Raw genomic sequence first — 22833 nt, 5'->3', positions numbered from 1 at the left:
GTATCCTTGCTCATACGCGTTCGAACAGCACGGCGATGCCTTGGCCGCCACCGATGCACATGGTTGCCAGGGCGTAACGGCCCTGCACGCGATGCAGTTCGTGAATGGCCTTGGTGGCGATGATCGCGCCGGTAGCGCCCACCGGGTGACCGAGGGAAATCCCGGAACCGTTAGGGTTGACCTTGGCGGGATCGAAGCCCAGCTCCTGGGCCACGGCGCAGGCCTGGGCGGCGAACGCTTCGTTGGACTCGATCACATCCAGGTCAGCCACGGTCAGGCCGGCGCGCTCAAGCACCAGGCGGGTGGCGGGAATCGGACCCAGGCCCATCATCGACGGCTCGACACCGGCGTGGGCGTAACCCACCAGGCGTGCCATCGGCTTGAGACCTTGCTCCTGCACCACTTTGCCGGTGGCCATGATCAGTGCACCGGCACCGTCGTTGAGGCCCGAGGCGTTGCCGGCGGTGACGCTGCCGTCTTTCTTGAATGCCGGCTTCATGCGTTCCAGCTGTTCGCTGCTGACGTCGCCGCGCACGTGTTCATCGGTGGCAAAGGTCACGGTGCCTTTGCGGGTGGCGATTTCGATCGGCACGATCTGCCCCTCGAAACGCCCTTCGGCGATGGCCCGGGCAGCGCGCTGCTGGCTGAGCAGGGCCAGTTGGTCCTGGGCCTGGCGGCTGATACCGAAATGCTCAGCGATGTTCTCCGCGGTGATGCCCATGTGGATCCCGGCGAACGGGTCGTGCAGGGCGCCGAGCATGTAGTCGATGCCCTGGATGTCGCCCATGCGCGCGCCCCAGCGTGCCTGTGGCAGCAGGTAGGCGCCACGGCTCATGGATTCCACGCCACCGGCCATTGCCGCGCCGGCGTCACCGAGCATCAGGCTCTGGGCGGCGCTGACGATCGCCTGCAGGCCGGAACCGCACAGGCGGTTGACGTTGAAGGCCGGGGTTTCCTTGGGCAGGCCGGCGTTCATCGAGATCACCCGGGAGATATAGGCATCACGGGCTTCAGTCGGGATCACATGGCCCATCACGGTGTGGCCGATGTGCTCGGGGGCCAGGCCCGAACGCTCGATGGCGGCGCGGCACACGGCGGTGCCCAGGTCGATCGGCGAGACGTCCTTGAGGGAACCACCAAAACCACCAATGGCGGAGCGAACGGCGCTGAGGACAAAAATATCGGAATGCTTCATGAATATTCCCTGGGTATCGTGGGCAGCGCGCGGCTCACGTAGTATGGGCGCGCTGGGGGAGGCTGGTTTATGGCGCTGAGTCTAGAGTCAGCCGCGCCACGGCGCCTATGCCAAAACTGCGCAAGGGTGGTGGCGTTTTTTGCCATGTTCAGATGATCGGGAGCCAGGGAAATACATGCGGGAGACGGATTCGGTAGCGGTGTACTTCGTGTACCCGATGATCCAGGCCTTGCGCGCGGACCCACAGCGTTTGCACGCGGTGTTGCGGCAAGTGGGGATCGATCCGCAACTGCTGGAGCAGCCGGCGGCACGGGTTCCGGCCTCGGCGTTTGCCGCGTTGTGGCTGGCGCAGATCGGTGAGTTGCAGGACGAATTCTTTGGCCTCGATTCCCACGGCATGCCACCTGGCAGCTTCGCCCTGATCTGCCGGGCGCTGATCCAGGAGCCGACCCTGGAAAAAGCCATGCGCCAGTGCCTGGCCAACTTTGCCCTGTTTCTGCGGGACTTTCGCGGCACCCTGACCGTGCGCGGCAAACGCGCGGTGATCAGCCTGCAGACCCAGGCGCAAAGCGTTGAGCTGGCGCGTTTTGGGGAAGAGACCTTTCTGGTGCTGATGATCAGCCTGCTGTGCTGGCTGGGCGGACGACGGATTGCCATCGACCGCGCCGACTTCCAGCACCCGCGTCTGTCCCTGGCGGACGATGCCTTGCTCTGGGGCGCCAACCTGACCTTTGGCGCGGCACGCACGCAAATCGAGTTCGACAGCCGCTTCCTGCAACTGCCGGTGACCCAGGACCTGGCGTCGCTCAAGGCCTTTTTGCGCAGTGCCCCGCAATGGCTGGTGATCCGCTTTCGCAATCAGCACGGCTTGGCGGCGCAGGTTCACCAGCGGCTGCGCAACAGTGATTACAGCCAGTGGCCGACCCTGGAAGCCTTTGCTCGCGAGCAGCACCTGAGCCCCAGCACCGTGCGGCGCAAGCTCGAGCGCGAAGGCTGTGCGTTCCAGGAGATCAAGGACGAAGTGCGCCGCGCGGTGGCGATTGAGCAATTGCGCCGCACCCAGGCCAGCGTCACCACGATTGCCGAGCAGATCGGCTTCCAGGAGCCCAGCGCCTTTCACCGCGCGTTCAAGAAGTGGACGGGGGAAAGCCCGGGGCGTTATCGGGCACGGTTCCAGGGCGCGCAGGCGTTGCCGACGGTGGATGGGCACGACCGGTGATCGTCTGGGCTGAGTAATCCAGCATGCCCGGGGTGTTGTTCAACTATCGTTGAAAGTCGCCGATACCGGGGAGTGCCAGTGATGAATGTCGAACTGTCCGACGGGGTGGTCACCCTGCTAGTGCGCCACACCATCAAGAAGGGCCAGGACCAGGCCTACGAGCACTGGTTGCGCCGCACCATCGCCATGGCGCGCAGTTACCCCGGGCACCTGGGGATCGACGTGATGCGCGGCCACCGCCAGGGCCTGGCGCAGTTCACCAGCGTCCTGCGCTTTGCCAGCACCGAGCAACTGCAGCACTGGCTCGACTCCACGGACCGTCGCAGCCTGGTCGCCGAAGCACAGCCGATGCTTGCCGATGGCGACCAGACCGAAATCAACGCCGATCGCGAGTTCTGGTTCACTCCGGTCGAGGCCGGCGCGCCGGCACCACCGCGCTGGAAGCAGGCGTGCGTGACCTTTCTGGTGATCCTGCCGCTGAGTTTCCTGGTGCCGATGCTGTTCAAGCCGCTGTTCAATCGTGTGCCGTGGTTGGGCGGTCATGTGCAGGCCAACGTGCTGATCACCGCAAGCATCGTGTTGCTGGTGGTCTACGTCTTCATGCCGCGGGTGACGCGGCTGTTCAGCAAATGGCTGCAAGCCCCCAGCGCCTGACACGCGGCGGTTGTTTGCCTATTCCATCGACCCAGGAAGCCTGTGATGAATAACGTGATTGCCGATCTGATTCTGCACAACGGTCGCCTGCACACAGTGGATCGGGCAAAGCCCCGGGCCAGCGCGGTGGCGATCAAGGACGGGCGCTTTGTGGTGGTGGGTAACGACGCCCAGGCCATGGCCCTGCGCGGCGCGGGCACCCAGGTGATCGACCTGCTGGGACGCACGGTGATCCCCGGGCTCAACGACTCGCACTTGCACTTGATCCGCGGCGGCCTGAACTACAACCTGGAATTACGGTGGGAAGGGGTGCCGTCGCTGGTGGATGCCTTGCGCCTGCTCAAGGACCAGGCCGAACGCACACCGGCCCCGCAGTGGGTGCGGGTGGTGGGCGGCTGGAACGAATTCCAGTTCGCCGAAAAACGCCTGCCGACCCTCGACGAACTGAACAAGGCCGCCCCCGATACGCCGGTGTTTGTCCTGCACCTCTATGACCGCGCCTTGCTCAACCGCGCGGCCCTGCGGGTGGTGGGCTACGACCGTCATACGCCGAACCCGCCCGGTGGCGAGATCGTACGTGACGCCAATGGCGAGCCGACGGGGATGCTGGTGGCACGGCCCAATGCGATGATCCTCTATTCGACCCTGGCCAAGGGACCGAAGCTGCCGCTGGAGTACCAGCTCAACTCGACCCGCCAATTCATGCGTGAACTCAATCGCCTCGGGGTCACCAGCGCGATCGATGCCGGCGGTGGTTTCCAGAACTACCCGGACGACTACGCGGTGATCAACGCGTTGGCGGCCAAGGACCAACTGACGATCCGCATCGCCTACAACCTGTTCACCCAGAAACCCAAGGAAGAGCTCAACGACTTCAAGCACTGGACCGGCAGCGTTGCCCTGCACCAGGGCGATGATTACCTGCGCCACAACGGCGCCGGGGAAATGCTGGTGTTCTCAGCGGCGGATTTCGAAGACTTCCTCGAACCGCGCCCGGACCTGCCCTTGACCATGGAACAGGAACTGGAGCCAGTGGTGCGACACCTGGTGGAGCAGCGCTGGCCGTTTCGCCTGCACGCCACTTATGACGAATCGATATCGCGCATGCTCGACGTGTTCGAGAAGGTCGACCGGGATATCCCGTTCAATGGCTTGCCGTGGTTCTTCGATCACGCCGAAACCATCAGCCCGAACAACATCGAGCGGGTGAGGGCGCTTGGCGGAGGTATCGCGATCCAGGATCGAATGGCGTTCCAGGGCGAGTACTTCGTCGAACGCTACGGCGCCAAGGCGGCCGAGCTGACCCCACCGATCCAGCGCATGCTCGCCGAGGGCGTGCCGGTGGGGGCTGGCACCGATGCCACGCGGGTGTCGAGCTACAACCCCTGGACCTCGCTGTACTGGATGGTCAGTGGGCGCACCGTGGGCGGGCTGGCGCTGTATCCGCAAGGGCTGCCCCGGGACACCGCGTTGCAGCTGTTCACCCACGGCAGCGCCTGGTTCTCCTCGGAGCAGGGTAAGAAAGGGCAGATCAAGGTCGGGCAACTGGCGGACCTGGTGGCGCTGTCAGCGGACTATTTCAGTGTCGAGGATGAGGCGATCAAGTGGATCGAGTCGCTGCTGACGGTGGTTGGCGGCAAGGTGGTACACGCGGCGGGGGATTTTCAGCGGCTGGCGCCGCCGACTTTGCCGGTGACCCCGGACTGGTCGCCGGTGGTCAAGGTTCCGGGGCATTGGCGGCCCGCTGCGCCGTTGCAGACCCAGGTGCACCAGTGCAGCGGGCCCTGTGGCGTGCATGGCCACGGTCACCAGCGCGCGCGTCTGTCGAACGTCCCGGTGAGCGACTTCCAGGGATTCTGGGGGGCCTTCGGTTGTTCGTGCTTTGCCTTTTGAGGTGGGGGCAGCGATTGCGTTGATGAAAATTATGCTGTAGTTTTTCATGAAATTATAAAAACATAATTTCATGGTGTTCGAATGTTTCAGCAATCCAAGCAACACGTCGACAGCTACTACGCCCACAGTTGCGCCGATCGATTGCTGGAACGTCCGGTGTTTTCGGGCGAGCAGGACACCGAGGTGGTGATCATCGGTGCCGGTTTCAGCGGCCTGCACACCGCGTTGCGCCTGGCTCTGGCCGGCAAGCGCGTAACGGTGCTGGAAGCCAGTCGGGTGGCCTGGGCTGCGTCCGGACGCAACGGCGGCCAGGCGATTCTCGGCTGGTCCTGTGACATGCCACCCCTGGAGGCGGCGCTCGGCCATGAGCGCGCACGCCGCCTGTGGGACAGCATGCGCTGGGCCGCCCGGGAGTTACGTGAACTGCCGGCGCGCCACGGCTTTGATTGCGATTATCGCCCCGGGCATTTGTGGACTTCCGTCATGCCGCGGCGGGTCAGTCTGTTGACCGAGTGGCAGCATGAGGCCAGCCACAAATGGGGCCACGATGGCCTGCAATTCATCCCCCGCGAACAGTTGCCGGAATGGGTCGCCAGCGAGCGTTACCAGGCCGGGCTGTTCGATCCCGAAGGCGGGCACCTCAACCCATTGAAACTGGCCCTGGGCCTGGCCGCCGCCATCGAAAGCGCAGGCGGGCGTATCTACGAGCAATCCAAGGCCCTGAGCTACCACCCAGTGGGTGACCGGTACGTGGTCGAGACCGAGCAGGGCCGCCTGCGCGCGGATGTGCTGGTGCTGGCCTGCAATGCCTACCTCGATCAACTCGACCCGCAGTTGGCCAGTTGTGTGTTACCGGTGGGCACCTACCAGGTCGCCACCGCGCCGCTGGCGCCCGCCCTGGCCAAAGCATTGCTGCCCAGCAATGTGTGCGTCACCGACAACCAATTCGTACTCGATTACTTCCGCCGTACCCCGGACCACCGCCTGCTGTTCGGTGGCGGCTGCACCTACCTGGGTGGCATGCCCCGGGACATTGGCGCGGCAACCCGGCCGTTCCTCGAACGGGTGTTCCCGCAACTGCAAGGCGTCGAGCTGGAGTACGCCTGGGGCGGGCACATCGACCTGACGCTCAAGCGCACCCCAGACATCGGCCGCCGCGGCGATCTCTACTGGCTGCAGGGCTACTCGGGACACGGTGTGTTGCCGACCCTGGCCGCCGCGCGCGCGGTATCGGCGGCCATCCTCGGCCAGACCGACGAGTTGGCCCTGTACCAGGGCCTGCAAAACGAGCGCTTTCCCGGCGGCAAATACCTGGCCGCGCCGCTGGAAGCCATCGGCAAGGCCTGGTACCGACTGCGCGACAGCATTTGATCAATCCTCTTCCGGAATTTCAGGCATGAACAAGCAAGAAGAAATTGCCGCGCTGGCGATCCTGATCCACGACCTGCGCAAGCACAAGAAATTCACCCTCAAGGAACTGGCAGACAAGATCGAGCGCTCCGTGGGCTTCCTTTCGCAAGTCGAGCGCGGCCTGTCCCGCCCGACCGTGGCCGACCTGACGGCGATCAGCGAGACCCTGGGGGTGCCGACCACCTATTTCTACAGCCTGCCCAAACCCAAGGTCCTGCCGTGGGTCACCCGGCCGGATGAGCGCCGCACCCTGTACTACGCCAACGGCATCACCGACATCCTGGTCTCGCCGAAAATGCGCGCCAGCTTCTCGATGCTTGAAAGCCGCCTGGAGGCCGGGGCCAACAGCGGCGAGCGGCATTTGAGCGACAGCTCGGAGCAGGGCGGCTACGTGCTCGAAGGCGAGCTGACCCTGTGGCTGGACGAGGACGACGAGCCCGTCACCCTGCTGGCCGGCGACAGTTTCCAGCTCGACAGCCACACCCGCTGCCGCTACGGCAACCTCACTGACCAACTCACGCGTGTGCTGTGGGTTTACACCTGATCACTACAACGGGAACTTTGAAGATGGACGCTGCCTGCTCTGATCTGTTGGCCGAAGTACGGGCTTTTCGCCAACGCTACCCTGAGGTGCGGTATGTCGACCTCATCTCCCTGGACATTCCGGGGCACTTCTACGGGAAGCGCTATCCGATCGACATGCTGGAAAAAGTCGCCGCCGGCACGGCCTTAAAGTTGCCGCAGAACTGCGTGCTGCTGGGTGTGCAGGGTGGCTTGTTCAAGATCGGCGACTACTGCTTCCACGACGGCGACCCGGATGCTGTGCGGCGCCTGGTGCCGGGCACACTCAAGCCGGTGACCTGGGAGTCCCAGCCCCTGGGGCAGATGCTGATTACCTCCGACGGCACCGCCAAGCCCATCGAATTCGAACCCCGGGAAGTCCTGGCCCAAGTGCTGCAGCGCCTGCGCGGCAAAGGCATTCACCCGGTGGTGGCCTTCGAGCTGGAGTTCTACCTGTTCGACAAGCAACTGCGTGACGGTCTGCCGCAGTTCCCCCGCGATGGCCTGACCGACGACACCGACGATCAACCGAACATGCACATCGAGCGCCTGTCGCGGTTTTCCCCGGTGCTCGACGAAATGGTCGAAGCGGCTCGCATCCAGGGCATCGACACCACCGTGATCACCGCCGAACTGGGCCCGGGCCAGTTCGAAATCAACTTCGGCCACCTCAACGACGGCCTGCAAGCCGCCGACTGGGCCGCTCTGTTCTGTCGCAGCACCCGGGGCGTGGCCCTCAAGCACGGCTATCGCGCCAGCTTCATGGCCAAGCCGTACCTGCAGCACCCCGGCAGCGGCATGCATGTGCACGTCAGCCTGTACGACGGCGCCGGCCAGAACCTGCTGGCGGCCAACCAGCAACAGGCCCTGCGCCACGCCGTCGCCGGCTGCCTGGAACTGCTGCCGCACTGCATGCCGATCTTCGCCCCCAACCAGAACGCCTACCGCCGCCTGGGCGGCACCGTCAACGCCGCCACCCGCGCCAGCTGGGGTTTCGAAGATCGCGACGCCTGTGTACGGATCCCCGAATCCGACGCAAAAAACCTGCGCATCGAACACCGCCTGGCTGGCGCCGACGCCAACCCGTACCTGGTCCTGGCCGCGATCCTGGTCGGCCTGGAGCAGGGCCTGGATGCCGGCCGCGAACCCATCCCGCCCCTCAACGAAGACCGCAACAGCGGCACCGACTTCCCCCTGGACATGCTCGAGGCAGTACGCCAGATGCAACACCAGCCACAACTGCGCGAAGGGCTGGGCGCCGAGTTCGTCGACGTCTACTGCGAAAACAAACGCCAGGACCACTTGGCCTTCCAACAGGAAATAAGCGCACGGGAATACCGCTGGTATCTATAATCTCCCCTTGGCCCGGCTCACCCTGGGCCAGGGAATTGAAAACCTTGAGATTTTTTTACTTTGCGTCCTTGACAGGACATCGGAAGCAGTCCAGAATTGCGTCCATTCCCGCTTAGGGGACGAGAAAAACCCTTTAGATTTCAAAGGGTTGGAAGTAGACGAAAATCTAGTTTCCCTCTCCAGTTTGTTTGCGTTTGGTGTTGTTTTTCAGGCATCCGACGTTTGAGGCCGAGTAGCAAAATGGTTATGCAGTGGATTGCAAATCCACCTACGCCGGTTCGATTCCGACCTCGGCCTCCACTCTTAAAAAACCCGTAACTCAATGAGTTACGGGTTTTTTTTGCTTGCAGGAAAGTGAAGTGTTCCGCAGTTTGGGGGGTGTTCCGCAACTGCGAACGTTGAGGGGATGTATGGCCGGGGTGATGGCTGGCGGTAATCGTCGCAAAGAAGGCGGGCATAAGCCAAGGGCTGCTTAGGCTGTGGGCCCACTCGCGCTTCTGATTGATTCGCACTTGGCGACAGCATCACCCTCAATAGGATGATGCTGTCGTCAGACTACGTTTTTTGCAAAAAAGAGCCGAAGTGTCACTCAGGCTATTTATTGCAGCTGCAAGACGCATTTGCCTCATTAGAATTTATGTCGAGCTGCATAAAGGCAGATCATTTCCATAGCCAGCGCGGAGGCCGCCAGCGCGGTTATCTCTGCGTGGTCATAGGCAGGTGCAACCTCTACCACATCCATACCTATGACATTAATCCCGCGCAGCCCACGCAAAATCTCAAAGGCATGAAAAGTAGATAAACCTCCGCATACCGGAGTACCAGTGCCAGGTGCAAACGCCGGATCTAGGCAGTCGATATCAAATGTTAGGTACACCGGATGGTCGCCAACCCGCTCACGGATAATGCGTGCGATATGTTCTGCAGAGTTTGTGTTGGCTTGCCGTGCATCTACTACTTGGAATCCCATCAGGTCATCGTTGGTCATGCGCTGACCGATCTGAATTGATCGGCTTGGATCGATCAATCCTTCCCTGACCGCGTGATAAAACATTGAACCGTGATCTATGCGTTTTTCATCTCCATCAGACTCCGTGTCGTGATGTGCATCGAAATGAATCATGGACAACGCACCATGTTTCTCGGCGTGGGATTGCAACAGCGGATAGCTGATGAAGTGATCGCCACCCAGCGTCAACATGGCTGCACCGGTTCCCAAGATTTTATCCGCGTGCGCTTTGATTGCAGCAGGGGTGTCCTGAGGTGAACCATAATCGAAGTGGCAGTCGCCGTAATCGACACAAGCCAGCAAGTCAAAGGGGTCAAATTCCCAGGGCCAGTGTCGGGCCCAGGCCGACTGGACCGAGGCTTCACGTATGGCGCGTGGACCGAATCGGCTACCAGGGCGGTTGCTGGTTGCAGTATCGAAGGGGATCCCGCTGATCACAAGATCTACACCTTGAAGGTCTCGGCTGTAACGCCGGCGCATGAAGCTGGTGATCCCGCCATACGTAGATTCAGCCTCAGTGCCATAAAGACTCGTGCGGGTGATTGCCTGATCGGTTGGGTTGTTGTTTTCCATGAGGGTACTCAGCGTTGACTACGAAAGGTGGACCAGATCCTGGTGCGTTCGCGCATCAGTGACAGAGTCATGGGTTCTTCACCGAACAAACTGTTACGTACAGCGTCGGAGGGATAGATACCGCCGTTTTCAGTAATAGGCTTATCGATCAATTTGGTTGCTGAAGTGTTGGAGTTTGCGTAATAGAAATTGTTAGTAAGCTCCGCGAGAGACTCCGGTCGCGTTAAGAACTCAATAAAAGCCCTGGCCTCCTCTGGGTGAGGCGCGTCGGCAGGAATGGCTAACGTATCGATCCAGTTGAGGGTGCCTTCCTGGGGAATCATGTAGTCGACTTCAAACGGTTTTTTTGCGTTTTCAGCCATCATCCTGGCGAGGACTGCGTCGCCGCTGTATGTCAGTGCAAGACACAAGTCTCCATTGGCAAGGTCGCTACTTTGCGTGCCTGTGCCGATGTAGCGCAGCGAGGGGTGCAGTAGCGTCAGTAACTTCTGAGCTGCTACGAGGTCTGACCGATTTTTGCTGTACGGCGATTTACCCAAATAGTTCAGTGCCATGCTGATGACCTCCTGGGGCGCATCAATCACCGAAACTCCGCAGTCTTTTAACTTGCTCGCATATTCGGGCTTAAACAACAAATCAAGGCTGCTTATTGGCGCGTCAGGGATTCGCTTATCGATTTCCTGACGATTAATTGCCATGCCAGTGGTACCCCAAGTGTAAGGCACCGCGTAGAGGTTACCTTTGTCGACCGTGGCCAGTTGCGACAACAGTACGGGGTCCATTTCAGCAAACCGTTCAGTCTGCTGAATGTGGCTCGGCTGGAGTGCTTTGGCCTGTAGCAGTCGATCCAGCATGGCGATGCTGGGAACCACTACGTCATAACCGCTGCGTCCAGTGAGTAGTTTGGTCTCAAGCACGTCAGCGCTATCAAAGGTGTCGTACTGGACCTTGATACCCGTCTCGGCCTCAAAGGCTTTGAGAGTTGATGCCCCTACATACTCGGCCCACCCGTAGAACTGCACGATCCGTTCAGCTGCGCTGACAGGTAAGGCCAGAACCGCCAACATCAGCACAGAGATGGCTTTCATGATTCACGCTCCCGCAACGAGTGACGGAGCAAGCCGTGCGCATCTGCTCGCTTGCCTCCTTGTTTTCGATATATCTGAGCGACTGTCATAGGAGGGGCCCTTAGGGTTGTTGTTTTGGCTTGACCACCCTGCGATTGTTGATATTGTTTCAACGGCAATCAATCTATATAAATTGCCATTTCGCAGAGCAGTAAAACTAAACGGTTGACCCCCATGCCCTTGCCTCCGTTACATGCCTTTCGAGTATTTGAATGTGTTGCACGCCTCGGTCATGTTGGTGCCGCTGCCGCCGAGTTGCACGTGACCCCTGGCGCAGTCAGTCAGCAGATAAGGATGCTGCAAAGCACCTTGGGGATTGATCTGTTTTGCAAGCAGGGTCGTCATTTAGTCCTGACCCAAAGCGGGTTAGCGTTACAACGCTCAGTTAGTCGAGGTATTCAAGAGATCACTGAAGGCGTGCGTCTGATATCGCAGGATCACTTTAAAGTGCCTCCAGCCAAAGTGCTGACGATCTCTACTGAGCCCATTTTTGGCGCATCTTGGCTGATGCCGAGGCTATTCGCTTTTCGTGCGAAACATCCTCATATCAAGCTCAGAGTGATCAGCGCCGACGGCTTGGACTTAGTGGACTGGCGCAGAGCTGACATCGCTGTGCTCTATGATGCGCCGATCTGGGAGGGTTTCTGGTGGCGCCCCTTGCAACCCCTACACATGTTTCCAGTCTGTTGTCCGCAGTTGTTGCGGGGCCAGCATGCTTTACGCCAGCCGTCGGACTTGGGGCACCATAGACTGTTGCACGAAGATGATGGTTCTCAATGGCGCCGCTGGCTTCTCGAGGCAGGTTTGCCATATCCGGGAGACGCGGATGTTCATATCGAAGACCTGGGAATCGCACTGCAGGCAGCGAGAGACGGTTACGGAGTAGCACTGAGCGATGAGATCAACTCATCCCGGGACCTGGAGGAGGGTCGATTGGTACAACCCTTCGCCATGAAAGTGCCTGCTGGGATGGATTACTACTGTGTTTGTAACGAAGAAAGTCGTGGAGTGCCCGAGATAGTGCTACTGATTGACTGGCTGCTTGAGCAAGCCAAGGCTACCCCGTTGTATCTGCATGATCGTACTCGGATTAGCTGACATACGGTGTGCTTGCCCCCCCTGCGCTCAACTCAGGCTGAACGCTGAGCGATTGTCAGCAGAACCCCGAAGCTCACGAGTAGGCCGCCAAAAATTCGATCAATCCATTGTCGTGAAGCCACTAATTTCTCGCGCACCGTCCCGGCCGAGAAACACAGGGCGATGAGGCTGAACCACGCCGCGTGGGCGCCCGCGATGAACAGTCCATACGCGACTTGCACTGTCACGGCGGTGTCCGGTCGTACCACGCCCATGAACAAGCTAACGATGAAGATCGACGTTTTCGGGTTCAGCGCGTTTGTGAGAAATCCCGTACGTAGAGCCGCCAGGTCCGACAAGGCAGGTGACGGCGCGTCTAGCTGTTCAATCGCTGGCTTGGAACGAAGCATTTTGATGCCTAGGTAGACGAGGTATGCAGCGCCGGCCAGCTTGAGCGCATTGAACAACCAAGGCGATTGTTGAAGCACCAGCCCCAGTCCGAGCAGCGTATAGCAGACGTGGACAAGTACCCCAAATCCAATTCCCACCGCGGTGAGGACGCCCGCCCGTCGAGACAGCAGTAATCCGTTGCGAGACACCATGGCGAAATCCGGCCCGGGACTGATGCAGGCAAGTAGTGTAATGGTGATTACTGCTATCCATTCGCTCATGGGGTACCCTTCACATTGGTGCTGTTAAAAGCCAATTTTTACAGATCCTGTGCTCTGGTAATAACGATGATTTCTGAAGGAAATAGTGACTACAACTCACCAATCTCTGAAGCTCGGACACCTTCACTGCTCGCGTTGCGTTGCTTCGAATCGGCAGGAAGGTTCGAAAATTTCGCCCGTGCGGCTGAAGAACTGCATCTGACACCCGGCGCCATAAGCCGGGCAGTGCGCTTGCTTGAAGAGGATCTGGGGGTTGACCTGTTCGAGCGGCGCAGCCGAAGGGTCTTTTTAACGGACGCCGGAAGACGCCTGGCCAAAGCCGTGAGTGAAGGGCTTGGAGTGATGAGCCAGGCAGTGCGCGAGATACGCAGCGATGCCCGTCGTGCTCGTCAGCTTGTCCTATCCTGCGAGCCAACGCTGTTGATGCGGTGGTTGATCCCTCGTTGGAGCGACTTCCAAACACTTCATCGAGGGCCAGGCATTCATTTAGTGGCCGGCGGCGGCAGCTTTTCGTTCGACCATGGCATCGATTTGGCCATTCGGCGGGACGATTTTCCTCGTCCCCCTGGCTATCATGCGCAGAGCCTGTTCCCAGAAAAGGTCGGCCCTGTATGCCGGCCAGATATGGCCGATCAATGGTTCAGCAAAAACAGGAAATGTCTGCGTTCCACGGCCCCACTGCTTCAGACGACCAGCCGACCTATGGCTTGGCAGGAGTGGGCTTGTGCAAAAGGGCTGCCCACGCCTTCCATGGAAGTGCAAACTTTTGAACACTTTTACTTCAGCATCCAAGCGGCTGTTGCAGGCCTCGGAGTGGCCATTGGTCCATGGCACTTAGTGCGCGACGATATCCAGAGCGGTGTATTGGTCGCGCCATTGGGATTTGTTGAAGATGGCTCACGCTACTGCCTGCTATCTCCCACCGCACCCAAGCCAGGCAGCTTGGAAATGGATTTACTTGATTGGTTGCGGGCGGTGGGCTGAGGTAGCGGCCTTCGTTGCGGCTAACTCCCAGGTTACATCCCGCCGATCTCTCTGTAGGGTGTAACTCAGTTGCAGTTCCGCCTGATCACGTCATATCGCCCAACGGGGACTTGGTAACATTGACTTTCATGGTAGTAAGGTCTGCCTGGTTTCCTAAGTGATTGATTCTGGTTTTGTTTTAGGGTTAAATCAGCGCCTGCTTTAGCATTTCCCATGCCCCGATGGTGAAATTGGTAGACACATCAGACTTAAAATCTGCCGCCGCAGGGCGTGCCGGTTCGATTCCGGCTCGGGGCACCAATAGTATGGTTTCAGATGTTCCCGTAAACAGCTGAGGCCTAGAGAAACCGGCTCTATAGCCGGTTTTTTGTGTCTGAATATCCCCGTATTTTCCTGCACAGCCCCACGATTTAGGTATGCGTTTAGCACTCCAACGAGACCCTGGCGCAGCACCTGGGATTTGTTTCGGGGGATTCTTTTGGTCATTGGTTTCGGCGCATCACCGGCAGCAATCCAGGCAAGGTGCGTAGCGCTTTGCAGGTAGCGAGCGCCTAAGTGCTGCCTCTGGCCCCATGAAGCTGCGCCCCTGAAGGGCGCGCTCACTTCGCAGTCGCGTGCTCGACTCCCTTGAACGCTCAACGTTCAAAAAACGAGGAGCGTATGGTTCATCCGGCGATGTACAGCCCCCCGTTCACGTGCAGTACTTCGCCGGTCATGAAGCTTGAGCCATTGCTGCACAGAAAGGCGATCACCGAGGCGATTTCGCTCGGGTGACCCAGGCGTTTGAGCGGCGTCTGCTCCAGCGAATCGTTGCCGCGAGTCGGGATCAGGTGCTGGGTCATCGGGGTTTCGATGATCCCGGGAGACACCGCGTTTACCCGGGTCTGCGGCCCCAACTCCCGAGCCAGGGCGCGGGTCAGGCTCAGCAGTCCGCCCTTGGAGGTGCCATAGTGGGCGTTGGAAAACGCGCCGCGGTGTGCGGCCACTGAGGTCAGGTTGACGATTGCGCTGTTGCTGCGCAATGCCGGGATCGCCCGGCGACACAGGTAAAATACGCCGTCGAGGTTGATGCCCAGGGTCTGGCGCCATTGTTCATCGGTCATTTCGCGAATCGGCTGTGACTGGTACAGGCCGGCCGACGGCACCAGGAAGTCAATGCCACTGAAGCGCTCGACGGCCAGCTGCACGGCCGTGCTCGAGTCATCGGGGTCGGCCGCGTTCATTCGCAAGGTGGCGATGCGCTCGCCGCTGGGATCAAGTTGCTGGGCGAATGCCACCAGCCCGTCGCCGTCCAGGTCGGTGAGAACCAGCGAGGCGCCGTACTGATAGAACAGTTTCGCCACTTCACGGCCAATACCACCGTTGGCGCCAGTCAGCAGGAGGACGCGGTTGTTGGAGTCGTACAAAAAGGCGTTTTCACCAGTCAATGATCAGGCCGTTTGGGCAGATCGAATTTTTCAACAGAATCGGTCGAAAGCAGCCCTTCTCGAAGGGCTGCTTTGAGTCGACTGCTGTCCTTACTGGGTCGGCCTGAGCAACTCATTGCCGCGATGACAGCCGCTGATGCAACACACCCTGTTGACTGAACAATGTCAATTGATCGTCATCCACAGCCAGCAGCGCAGAAAGGTTCAAGCGGTCTTCACGAATCGCGGTACTGAAATGCTTCAGGTCAGCATCTGCGACGCTGACCAGCCCACCATTGCCAACCACCACCACGCGGCCATCGGCCAACTGGGTCACGGCGGTGATCGCCTCCTGGCTGCCGCTGTCCAGCTCGCGCCAGGAATCGCCGCGGTCTTCGCTGAGCAGCACCCGCCCGCTCATGCCAGCCAGTAGTACGCGGCCGTCGCGCAATGTGATGCCGCTCCATAACGAGCCACTGACGCCGGTATCCAACGCCTCCCATGTCACACCGTTGTCGCGCGAGCGGTAGGCGTTGCCGCCCTCCGCGGCGATGAACAGGCTGCCATCCGGTGCGCAGAAGATGTGATTGAGGTGATAGTCATCATCGTTCGCTCCCAGGCTCAGGCGTTGCCAGCTCTGGCCACCGTCCTGGGTTTCGCTGGCGTAGCCATAGGCACCGGTGACTATGCCGTGGCGGGTGTTCTCGAACCAGACGGAAAGCAGTACGGGGTTGCCTTCCAGGCGCTGCTGCAGAGTCCAGCTCTCGCCAGCATCGCGGGTGTGCAACAGCACGCCGCCATGACCGACCGCCCAACCATTTTGCGCGTCGGCGAAACTAACCGCAGTCAACAGCGTATCGACAGGAACCGCCCTGGCTTGCCGCCAGTCCTGCCCCCCCTCGGAGAGCGCCACGACGCCATAATCGCCCACCGCGACCAGGCGCTCACCGGCCTGGCTCACCGCCACCAGCGGGGCGTGTTGTGCTTGGGTCTGGCGCATGGAGGGAGTCCGTTCAGATGCATGGCTGTAGAGGACCATGTTGGCGCCTGCCAGCAAGGCGCAAACCAGCAGCAAACGCACGGGAGTGAAGTCTCTCTTGGGCATTTCGTGTCCTCCAATCAGTGCGCAACCAGAGGCGCGCAAACTGGCCCCCGACGCGGAATCAGCACATCCAGCATCACTGCGATGGCCGGTAACAGGGTGATCGCCATCAGCATGTTGACCATGAACATGAAGGTCAGCAGTAGCCCCATGTCAGCCTGGAACTTCAGCGCCGAGAACGACCAGGTAGCCACACCGATGGACAGGGTGATGGCCGTGAAGATGGTCGCCACGCCGACCTCGCGCAGCGCCAGCTTGAAGGCGCTGGCGATGTCCAGCCCCTCGGCCAGGTGCAACTGCAGACGGTTATAGATGTAGAAGGCGTAATCCACGCCGATGCCGACCGCGAGCACCATCACCGGCAAAGTGGCGACAGTCAGGCCAATATCCAGCGCCTTCATGAAGCAGTAACCGAGAAAGGTGGCCAAGGTCAGCGGCAGGCAGCAGGCGACCATCGCTCGCCAGTCGCGGTAAACCAGAAAGACCAGCAGCACGATGGTCAGGTAGACGTAGAGCATCATCGGCAGCTCGGAGCTTTCGACGATCTCGTTGGTGGCCGCCTGCACCCCGGCATTGCCACTGGCGAGGCGCACGTTCACCCCCACCATTGGGTGCTCGGCGCGGTATTGCTGCACGGCCTCCACCACGGTTTTCAGGGTGCTGGCCTTGTGGTCGGCCAGATACAGGTTGATCGGCAGCAAGCTGCAGTCTGCGTTGTACAGCCGCAGTCCCTCGGGTACCTGGCGCACCGCCTCACCGAGTGACAGCTCATCCGCCGGTAGCGCCACCCATTTCGGATTGCCCTCGTTGACTCCGGAGGCCGTGAGCTTGGTCAGTACAGGCAACGACTGCGCCGAGAGCACACCCGGCACATTGGCCAGGTACCAGGTCAGGCGGTCGATGTAGGCCATCACCTCGTGCTGATAGCAGCTGTTCTGCGGCGTTTCCACCGCGACGGTGAAGAGATCCAGGCCGAGACCGAAATGGCTGACGACGCTTTCCACGTCTTTGTTGTAGCGCGAGTCGATATGCAGCTCCGGCGCGCCCGGCAGGACATGGCCAACATGCCGACCCTGACTCTGCCACACGGCGGCGACCAGCAGCACCAGACACAGCACCGCTCCGATTGCCGCATTACGCGTCTCGGCTATGCGCCCGAGCTTGAGCATGGCGCCGTCACGCCCGCGGCGAAGTCGATCGACGCGTGTCACATAGGCCTGATCGAAGCGGAAATAGCTGGCCAGCACCGGCAGCATGATCAGGTTGGTGACTATCTTGTAGGCCACCCCAACCGAGGCGGTGATCGCCAGCTCGCGAATCATTGGGATTGGCACCAGCACCAGCGTAGCGAAGCCGACGAACGCGGTGATCAGCGCCAGCGTGCCGGGAATCAGCAATCCGGAGAAGCTGCGGCGCGCGGCGGTCATGCCATCGGCGCCGGCGCAGACTTCCTTGGAAATGAAGTTGACCTGCTGCACGCCATGGGACACGCCGATGGCGAACACCAGGAAAGGCACCAGGATCGCCAGCGGGTCGAGGCCGAAGCCGAGCAGCGTGATGGTGCCGAACTGCCAGACCACTGACACCAGCGAACAGCACAGCGGCAGGAAGGTCAACGCCCAGGAGCGGGTGTACCAATAGACCGCCAGTACGGTGAGCAGGAACGCCAGGGCGAAGAAACCCATCACCGACGTGGCGCCAGCGCCGATGTCGCCCATCTGCTTGGCGAAACCGATGATCTGCACCTCGTATTGGTCGTCGCCGTACTTGGCCCGCACTTCGTCCTCCAGGCGCTGGCTGAACTCAAGGTAGTTCAGGCGTTGGCCGGTCTGTGGGTCAGGATCGGCCAGCTCGGCCAACACCATGGCCCCGGAGTAGTCGTTGGCCACCAGGCTACCGACGAAGCCGCCGATCAGGGTGCGCTCACGAATGCCGGCTATGGCCTGGTCGTTCAGGGTGGCAACGGTGACGTCGCCCCCCACCACATCCTCGGCCTTCATGCCCTCTTCGGTAATCTGTACCGCGCGGGTGTTCGGGGTCCACAGCGAGGTCACCGTGCGGCGGTCGATGCCGGGCATGAAGAACAGGGTCTGGGTCAGGTCGTTGAGCTTGGTCAGTGCCTCCTTGTTCCAGATATCGCCGTGCTTGGCGTGCAGCACCACGATGATGCGATTGGCGCCGAACAGCACGTCGCGGTACTGGTTGAAGGTCTTGATGAACTCGTGTTGCTGCGGCAGCTGCTTGTCGAAGCCGGCAGACATGCGCAGTTGCGCGGCGAAGCCAGCCATCACCAGGGTAACCAGGGCCAGCACGCCGAGGGTGGCAAGACGATGACGGAAGAAGAAGCGCTCGAGGCCGAGCACCAGGGAAGTCAGCATGGTTACGCCTTCCTGAAATTACCAAGCGAACGGAGCAGGGCGGGACTGGCCCGCCTTGCGCCGGCGGTCAGAACGAGTAGGAAATGTTGCCGCTGATGAAATCGCGGTCAGTCATCAGGTTGTTGTCGCCGCCGCCCCAGTACTGCACCCACTGCAGGCCACCCTTCCAACGGTCGCGGTAGTTGAACAGCAAGGCGCTGGTCAGCGACTTACGGCCCTCGACGAACGGCGATGCGTTCGGCGTGGTGCCATTGACGTCGTGGTAGAAGTCCAGCTGCGGCGTGAGGGTGATACCGCTACCGAACGCATTCGGGTAGTTGATGCCCATCTCGGCGACGTATCCCCAGGAGGTTTTGTCCGGCAGCGAATAGTCCGGGAGGAGGTACGGCGTCTCGCCCGAGGTATCCAGATCCGGGTAGTGGGTGACGACCGCCTCGGTCAGTAGGAAGCCATCGGAGGCGCCCAGGCTCCTGGGAATGAAGCCCAGCGGGTCGCTGGCCGAGAAGCTGTAGACGGCATTCACATGTGCCTGCCATTTCTTCTCTTCGACATAGCCCTTGCTGACGCCGTTGTCGTACACGCTGAATTCATTGAACCGGCCGGTGAAGGCCGCGCCAAAGGGCACTAGGGGGTCGATGCTGACGCTGTCGTTGGGCCGGTAGGACAGCTCCGCGCCGACCGCCACCGGTCCGACCATGGTGTTCATCGACAGGCCGAACAGATTCTTGTCTTCGCCATAGTTGATGAAGTAGTTGTCGACCAGCAGGGTATCGGGGGAGCGGGTGGCCGTGTAGCCGACGAAGGGCAACTTGTCATGGTAACGCTGGTAGAACACGCCGAACTCGGTCTCGATCTCTTCCGCCGTCCAACGCAGGGCGATGCCGTACTGACCACTGTTTTTCGCTTCACGCTTGCCGGCGTAGGGAATCGCCAGTCCCGTGGCGAACATCTGCTCGTCGCTCAGGCCGCTGATGTTTGGCGCGCCACAGCGTCCAGTGGGCGTCAGGTCGGCGCAGGTCAGGCCAAGCAAGGGGCTGAAGATATTGTTGACGAAGCTGGTCGAGAGGTAGATCGGCAGATTGCCTTCACCCACCACATCGCTCCCCGAGTAGTAGGTGCCCACCGGGTCGATGCCATAGGCGTTCCACTTGAACTGGTAGTAGGCCTCAACGCTGAGGGTCTCGCTCAGCCCGAGGTTGAACGAAGCCATAGGTGCCGGGATGAACACCTCCTTCAATTGGGTGCCGGGGGTGTGGTAGTTCGCAAGGTTGATGGCGTTGATCTGGTTGATGCCACCGGTCACGAAGATTTCCTCGCCCCAGCTGATCACCTGGTTGCCGACCTTGACCTTGGCTGGCATCTCACCCAGGTCGAAACTCTTCGCCACCCAGAGGTCGAGCAGCTCCAGGCGCTCGGTGGCTTCCCGCTTGGCGTCGTCATCCAGTTCGGTATTTCGGGTGTCATCCATCTTGAAGTCTTTCGCCCAGGCGACCCGGCCGAGTGCGCTCCAACCCTCACCGAGTTTCAGGCTCAACTCATGGTTGCCCTTGATCACGTGCGAGAAGACATCGTGCTTGTTGTAGTTGAGGTTGCCATCGTCAGCATTGCTGTAGCTGATATCGGCGTTGGCGTAGCCATTCCCTTTGCTCAGATTGTAGAAGCGCCCGGTCTGAGTCTGGGTGCCGTTGTTACAGCCACCGCTGTCGCCGCCGAGGATATGGCAGTCCTGCGGCTCCAGGCGCTGAGCGAAGCCATAGGACAGACTCGAATCCAGGCTGCCGGATATCCCCGCGTCCGAGCCGAAGCGAAACGCATGGCTCGGCGCGCTCCAGACCAGGCTGCAGGCCGCCATCATCAGCAGGGTCAGGTTGTTTTTGACACGCGGGAAGCCCGGCGCGGCAAGGGCCGCGCCTTTATTTTTGTTATGCATGAGCTTTTCCTCAGGTCGGACTTAACGTTCGCCGCGGCGACGCAGTTCGTCGGAGTTGAACATCTTGTCGTTGACCCGTCCTTCGAGGCCTGCGGTCAGGTCGAGCACCTTGCCTTCCTGGGTAAAGCCGTCGGCGATGTAGCGACGGGCAATCAGGTCATAGCTGACGTACTCGATGGAGGTGCATGCCTGGATCTGTGGATTGGCCCAGACGCTGCCTTCCTGGGCACGCCAAAGGTTGCCCTTGGCGTCGAACATATCGACATGCAGCAATGCCCAGCTGTCCTCGTCGAAGTAGAACACCCGCTTGGCCAGGGAGTGACGCTTGTCAGCTTTCACCGTTGCCTCCACCACCCAGACCCGGTGCTGCTCGTAACGCTGCACGTCACGATTGAGGTAGTCCTGACCGATCAACTGCTCATAGCGGTTCGACTTATCGACCAATTTGTAAGAGTTGTACGCAACAATCATTTCCTTTTTGCCGACCAGCTTGTAGTCGTAGCGATCGAGCGCACCGGTGTACATATTGATCTGGTCAACGTAGTAGAGGCTGTCGGAGCCAGCAATCGGGTTGTCGTAGGCAAAGGAGGGGGCACGCCGCACGCGGCGTTGGCCAGGGAAGTAGATCCAGGCATCCTGCGGCTTATCCAATTGTGCATGCACAAGGTACATCTCGCCCGCCCGGGACGAGGGTGAAAGCAGGTCATACATCAGCTTGGCTTCGATATTGCCGGTATCTGCCGGGGCTTTTACGGCCGGGTCGTTATAGGGGTAGAACTCGTAGGATTTTTGCTCGACTTGTGTCAGCGTCCCCCCTTTGTCCCGCATCAGAAACGCGGCATCGAATTGCCGACCCTTGGCGATGTAGCGCAATTTGTAGTTCCACATCGCCTCGACACCGCTGGCCGGTAGCGGAAACGGAATCGCTTCGCCGGCCGCGGCTTCCAACTGCCAACCGTCAGCGCCAACCTTGCTCTGTGCGGCGAATTGTTTGGTGCGCTGCGCCACGGCGTCCGGGAAGGTGCAACTGCGATGGGTCGGATAAACGTCCACGCGGTAGCCGGGATAGGCCTTGATCAGTTCAATCTGTCCGGCGGGCAACTTTGCCTGATGTTGAGCGAGATTCTGTGCATTGACGCTGAAAAGCACCTTGTCAGCCCCATAGGGGTCACCATGGCCGGGCTCCCAGCCAGCCGGGGCACGGGCCAGGCCTCCCTCCCAGGCCGGGATGCTGCCATCCACGGTGCCAGCCCGCTCCGCGCCGAAGGGGGTGAGTTTTTTGCCGAGTTGTTCCAGTTCAGCTGAAGTGGCCGCCTGTGCCGTGCTCAGGCCCCAGCATGCAAGCAGGGCGCTAAACAGCAAAGTCCGTTTGAACATGCTATTCACGAGGTGTCTCCTATTATTGTTAGAGGTCGGAGCGCAGGGCTGGGCGGCGTTCGCACAGCTTTCCAGCGGCGCCAGTGAATCAGATAAACAGGGTTCGATTGGCTATCAGATAGTCGCGCAAGGCCATGGGAGGTCGACCGGTCAACTGCGCAAAGCTGTCGGTGACAGGAATGTCGAGGTAATCGCGGGTTTCATGCCGGAAGTAGGTCATGAGCAAATCGAAGGCCTCTCCGGTGGCGGTGCGCAGGGGCTGGTCATCGTCCACCAGCGTGACCGGCTCACCGATCACTTCGCCCAGTAGCTCGGCGAGCTGGGTAAAGTCGATGCGCTCAGTGCCGGTAAGCAGATACTCGTGACCCACATGGAGAGCGGCATCGCTTGCGAGGATCCTGGCGGCGGCTGCGGCAACGTCGCACTCAGACAACCACAGGCGTGATGCATGGGTGGCCTGCGGCATGGCCAGGCGCCGGTGTTGTTTAATCTCGGCAGCCAGGAACCAGGGCACATTGAACATCAGCCAACTGGCAACATTGAGGTAGGTCATGGGTAAGCCACTGGCATCAAACAGTGGTTTGGCGACAACCGAGAGGTTGGCCCCACATCGGGTGGCCAGAATGTCCGGCTCCAATTGATCAGCCGTCAGCCCTGGCGGGAGGGAGATCAAGCGCAGTACCTGGGCAACACAGCCGGCTTCCTGAATGGCGTTAATCAGGTTGGGGGTGACAATATTTTCGTCGGTGTAAAAATCCGGCGAGACAATAAACACCTTGTCTACGTCGGTAAAGGCGGCGGGCAGACTACCGGGGTCGTACCAGTCGGCCTTAAGTACTTCAGCCTGTGGATGCAGGGCACGCAGTAAATCGCAGCCGGCGTCGCGGCTGCTGGTCAGACGTAAGTTTATAGAT

18 protein-coding genes and 2 tRNA genes are annotated in these 22833 nt (G+C 60.4%); 10 read left to right on the top strand and 10 right to left on the bottom strand.

All coding sequences use genetic code 11. From position 1 onward, the window contains the following. Positions 1-10: 10 nt before the first annotated feature. Entirely contained in the window at positions 11-1195 is a 1185-nt protein-coding gene (locus H7995_RS17190; protein ID WP_182344390.1) for an acetyl-CoA C-acyltransferase family protein, read from the bottom strand. A gap of 175 nt (positions 1196-1370) precedes the next feature. Here H7995_RS17190 and H7995_RS17185 point away from each other — a divergent pair, with 175 nt between their 5' ends. The 7 genes from H7995_RS17185 to H7995_RS17155 all read left to right on the top strand — a co-directional run bounded on the left by H7995_RS17185 (position 1371) and on the right by H7995_RS17155 (position 8585). After that, a complete protein-coding gene (locus H7995_RS17185; RefSeq protein ID WP_182344392.1) occupies positions 1371-2414 on the top strand; it encodes an AraC family transcriptional regulator in 1044 nt (347 codons plus the stop codon). An 81-nt stretch (positions 2415-2495) separates the two neighbouring features. After that, on the top strand, positions 2496-3068 hold the full coding sequence (locus H7995_RS17180; protein WP_185818660.1) for an antibiotic biosynthesis monooxygenase: 573 nt from the start codon (positions 2496-2498) through the stop codon (positions 3066-3068). A gap of 54 nt (positions 3069-3122) precedes the next feature. After that, positions 3123-4961, top strand: a complete 1839-nt coding sequence (locus H7995_RS17175) for an amidohydrolase (protein ID WP_185818679.1) — start codon at positions 3123-3125, stop codon at positions 4959-4961. Between the two features lie 81 nt (positions 4962-5042). Next, a complete protein-coding gene (locus tag H7995_RS17170; RefSeq protein WP_185818659.1) occupies positions 5043-6332 on the top strand; it encodes an NAD(P)/FAD-dependent oxidoreductase in 1290 nt (429 codons plus the stop codon). 25 nt (positions 6333-6357) lie between these two features. Further along, positions 6358-6915 carry a helix-turn-helix domain-containing protein gene (locus tag H7995_RS17165; protein WP_166589434.1) on the top strand — a complete coding sequence of 186 codons (558 nt, stop codon included), beginning with the start codon at positions 6358-6360 and terminating at the stop codon, positions 6913-6915. Positions 6916-6938: 23 nt separating this feature from the next. Continuing rightward, the gene (locus H7995_RS17160; protein WP_185818658.1) at positions 6939-8285 is read left to right on the top strand and encodes a glutamine synthetase family protein; all 1347 of its coding nucleotides are present in this window, start codon (positions 6939-6941) and stop codon (positions 8283-8285) included. A 226-nt stretch (positions 8286-8511) separates the two neighbouring features. Next, positions 8512-8585, top strand: a tRNA-Cys gene (locus tag H7995_RS17155). A 328-nt stretch (positions 8586-8913) separates the two neighbouring features. Here the strand turns inward: H7995_RS17155 and speB are convergent. Together speB and H7995_RS17145 are read right to left on the bottom strand one after the other, a co-directional pair. Then, complete coding sequence (gene speB / locus H7995_RS17150) at positions 8914-9867, bottom strand: agmatinase (protein ID WP_185818657.1); 954 nt, start codon at positions 9865-9867, stop codon at positions 8914-8916. 8 nt (positions 9868-9875) lie between these two features. Next, positions 9876-10955, bottom strand: coding sequence for an extracellular solute-binding protein (locus H7995_RS17145; protein ID WP_185818656.1), 1080 nt, complete (start codon positions 10953-10955; stop codon positions 9876-9878). Between the two features lie 213 nt (positions 10956-11168). Between H7995_RS17145 and H7995_RS17140 the strand changes: the two genes are divergently transcribed. Then, a complete protein-coding gene (locus H7995_RS17140; protein WP_185818655.1) occupies positions 11169-12092 on the top strand; it encodes a LysR substrate-binding domain-containing protein in 924 nt (307 codons plus the stop codon). 32 nt (positions 12093-12124) lie between these two features. Here H7995_RS17140 and H7995_RS17135 read toward each other — a convergent pair whose 3' ends face one another. After that, positions 12125-12742 (bottom strand): LysE family translocator, encoded by a 618-nt coding sequence (locus H7995_RS17135; RefSeq protein ID WP_185818654.1) that lies wholly within the window; start codon positions 12740-12742, stop codon positions 12125-12127. A gap of 66 nt (positions 12743-12808) precedes the next feature. Between H7995_RS17135 and H7995_RS17130 the strand changes: the two genes are divergently transcribed. Together H7995_RS17130 and H7995_RS17125 are read left to right on the top strand one after the other, a co-directional pair. Continuing rightward, positions 12809-13726, top strand: a complete 918-nt coding sequence (locus H7995_RS17130) for a LysR family transcriptional regulator (RefSeq protein WP_185818653.1) — start codon at positions 12809-12811, stop codon at positions 13724-13726. Between the two features lie 215 nt (positions 13727-13941). After that, positions 13942-14026 (top strand) — tRNA-Leu (locus tag H7995_RS17125). Positions 14027-14391: 365 nt separating this feature from the next. On the opposite strand, the gene H7995_RS17120 is transcribed toward H7995_RS17125, so the two are convergent. The 6 genes from H7995_RS17120 to H7995_RS17095 form a co-directional block, all read right to left on the bottom strand. Further along, positions 14392-15132, bottom strand: a complete 741-nt coding sequence (locus tag H7995_RS17120; protein WP_185818652.1) for an SDR family NAD(P)-dependent oxidoreductase — start codon at positions 15130-15132, stop codon at positions 14392-14394. A gap of 133 nt (positions 15133-15265) precedes the next feature. Continuing rightward, entirely contained in the window at positions 15266-16237 is a 972-nt protein-coding gene (locus tag H7995_RS17115; protein WP_182344402.1) for a WD40/YVTN/BNR-like repeat-containing protein, read from the bottom strand. Positions 16238-16251: 14 nt separating this feature from the next. Then, complete coding sequence (locus H7995_RS17110; RefSeq protein WP_166589354.1) at positions 16252-18612, bottom strand: efflux RND transporter permease subunit; 2361 nt, start codon at positions 18610-18612, stop codon at positions 16252-16254. Positions 18613-18679: 67 nt separating this feature from the next. Next, the gene (locus H7995_RS17105) at positions 18680-20542 is read right to left on the bottom strand and encodes a DUF1302 domain-containing protein (protein ID WP_166589353.1); all 1863 of its coding nucleotides are present in this window, start codon (positions 20540-20542) and stop codon (positions 18680-18682) included. Positions 20543-20563: 21 nt separating this feature from the next. Next, the gene (locus H7995_RS17100) at positions 20564-21919 is read right to left on the bottom strand and encodes a DUF1329 domain-containing protein (protein ID WP_159996671.1); all 1356 of its coding nucleotides are present in this window, start codon (positions 21917-21919) and stop codon (positions 20564-20566) included. Between the two features lie 88 nt (positions 21920-22007). Further along, the coding region (locus tag H7995_RS17095) for a Rossmann-fold NAD(P)-binding domain-containing protein (protein ID WP_185818651.1) at positions 22008-22833 on the bottom strand (826 nt) is incomplete at its 5' end.

The sequence above is a fragment of the Pseudomonas kielensis genome, assembly GCF_014236655.1.
Classification (GTDB): Bacteria; Pseudomonadota; Gammaproteobacteria; order Pseudomonadales; family Pseudomonadaceae; genus Aquipseudomonas; species Aquipseudomonas kielensis.
This window is presented reverse-complemented; position numbering and strand designations above follow the sequence as displayed.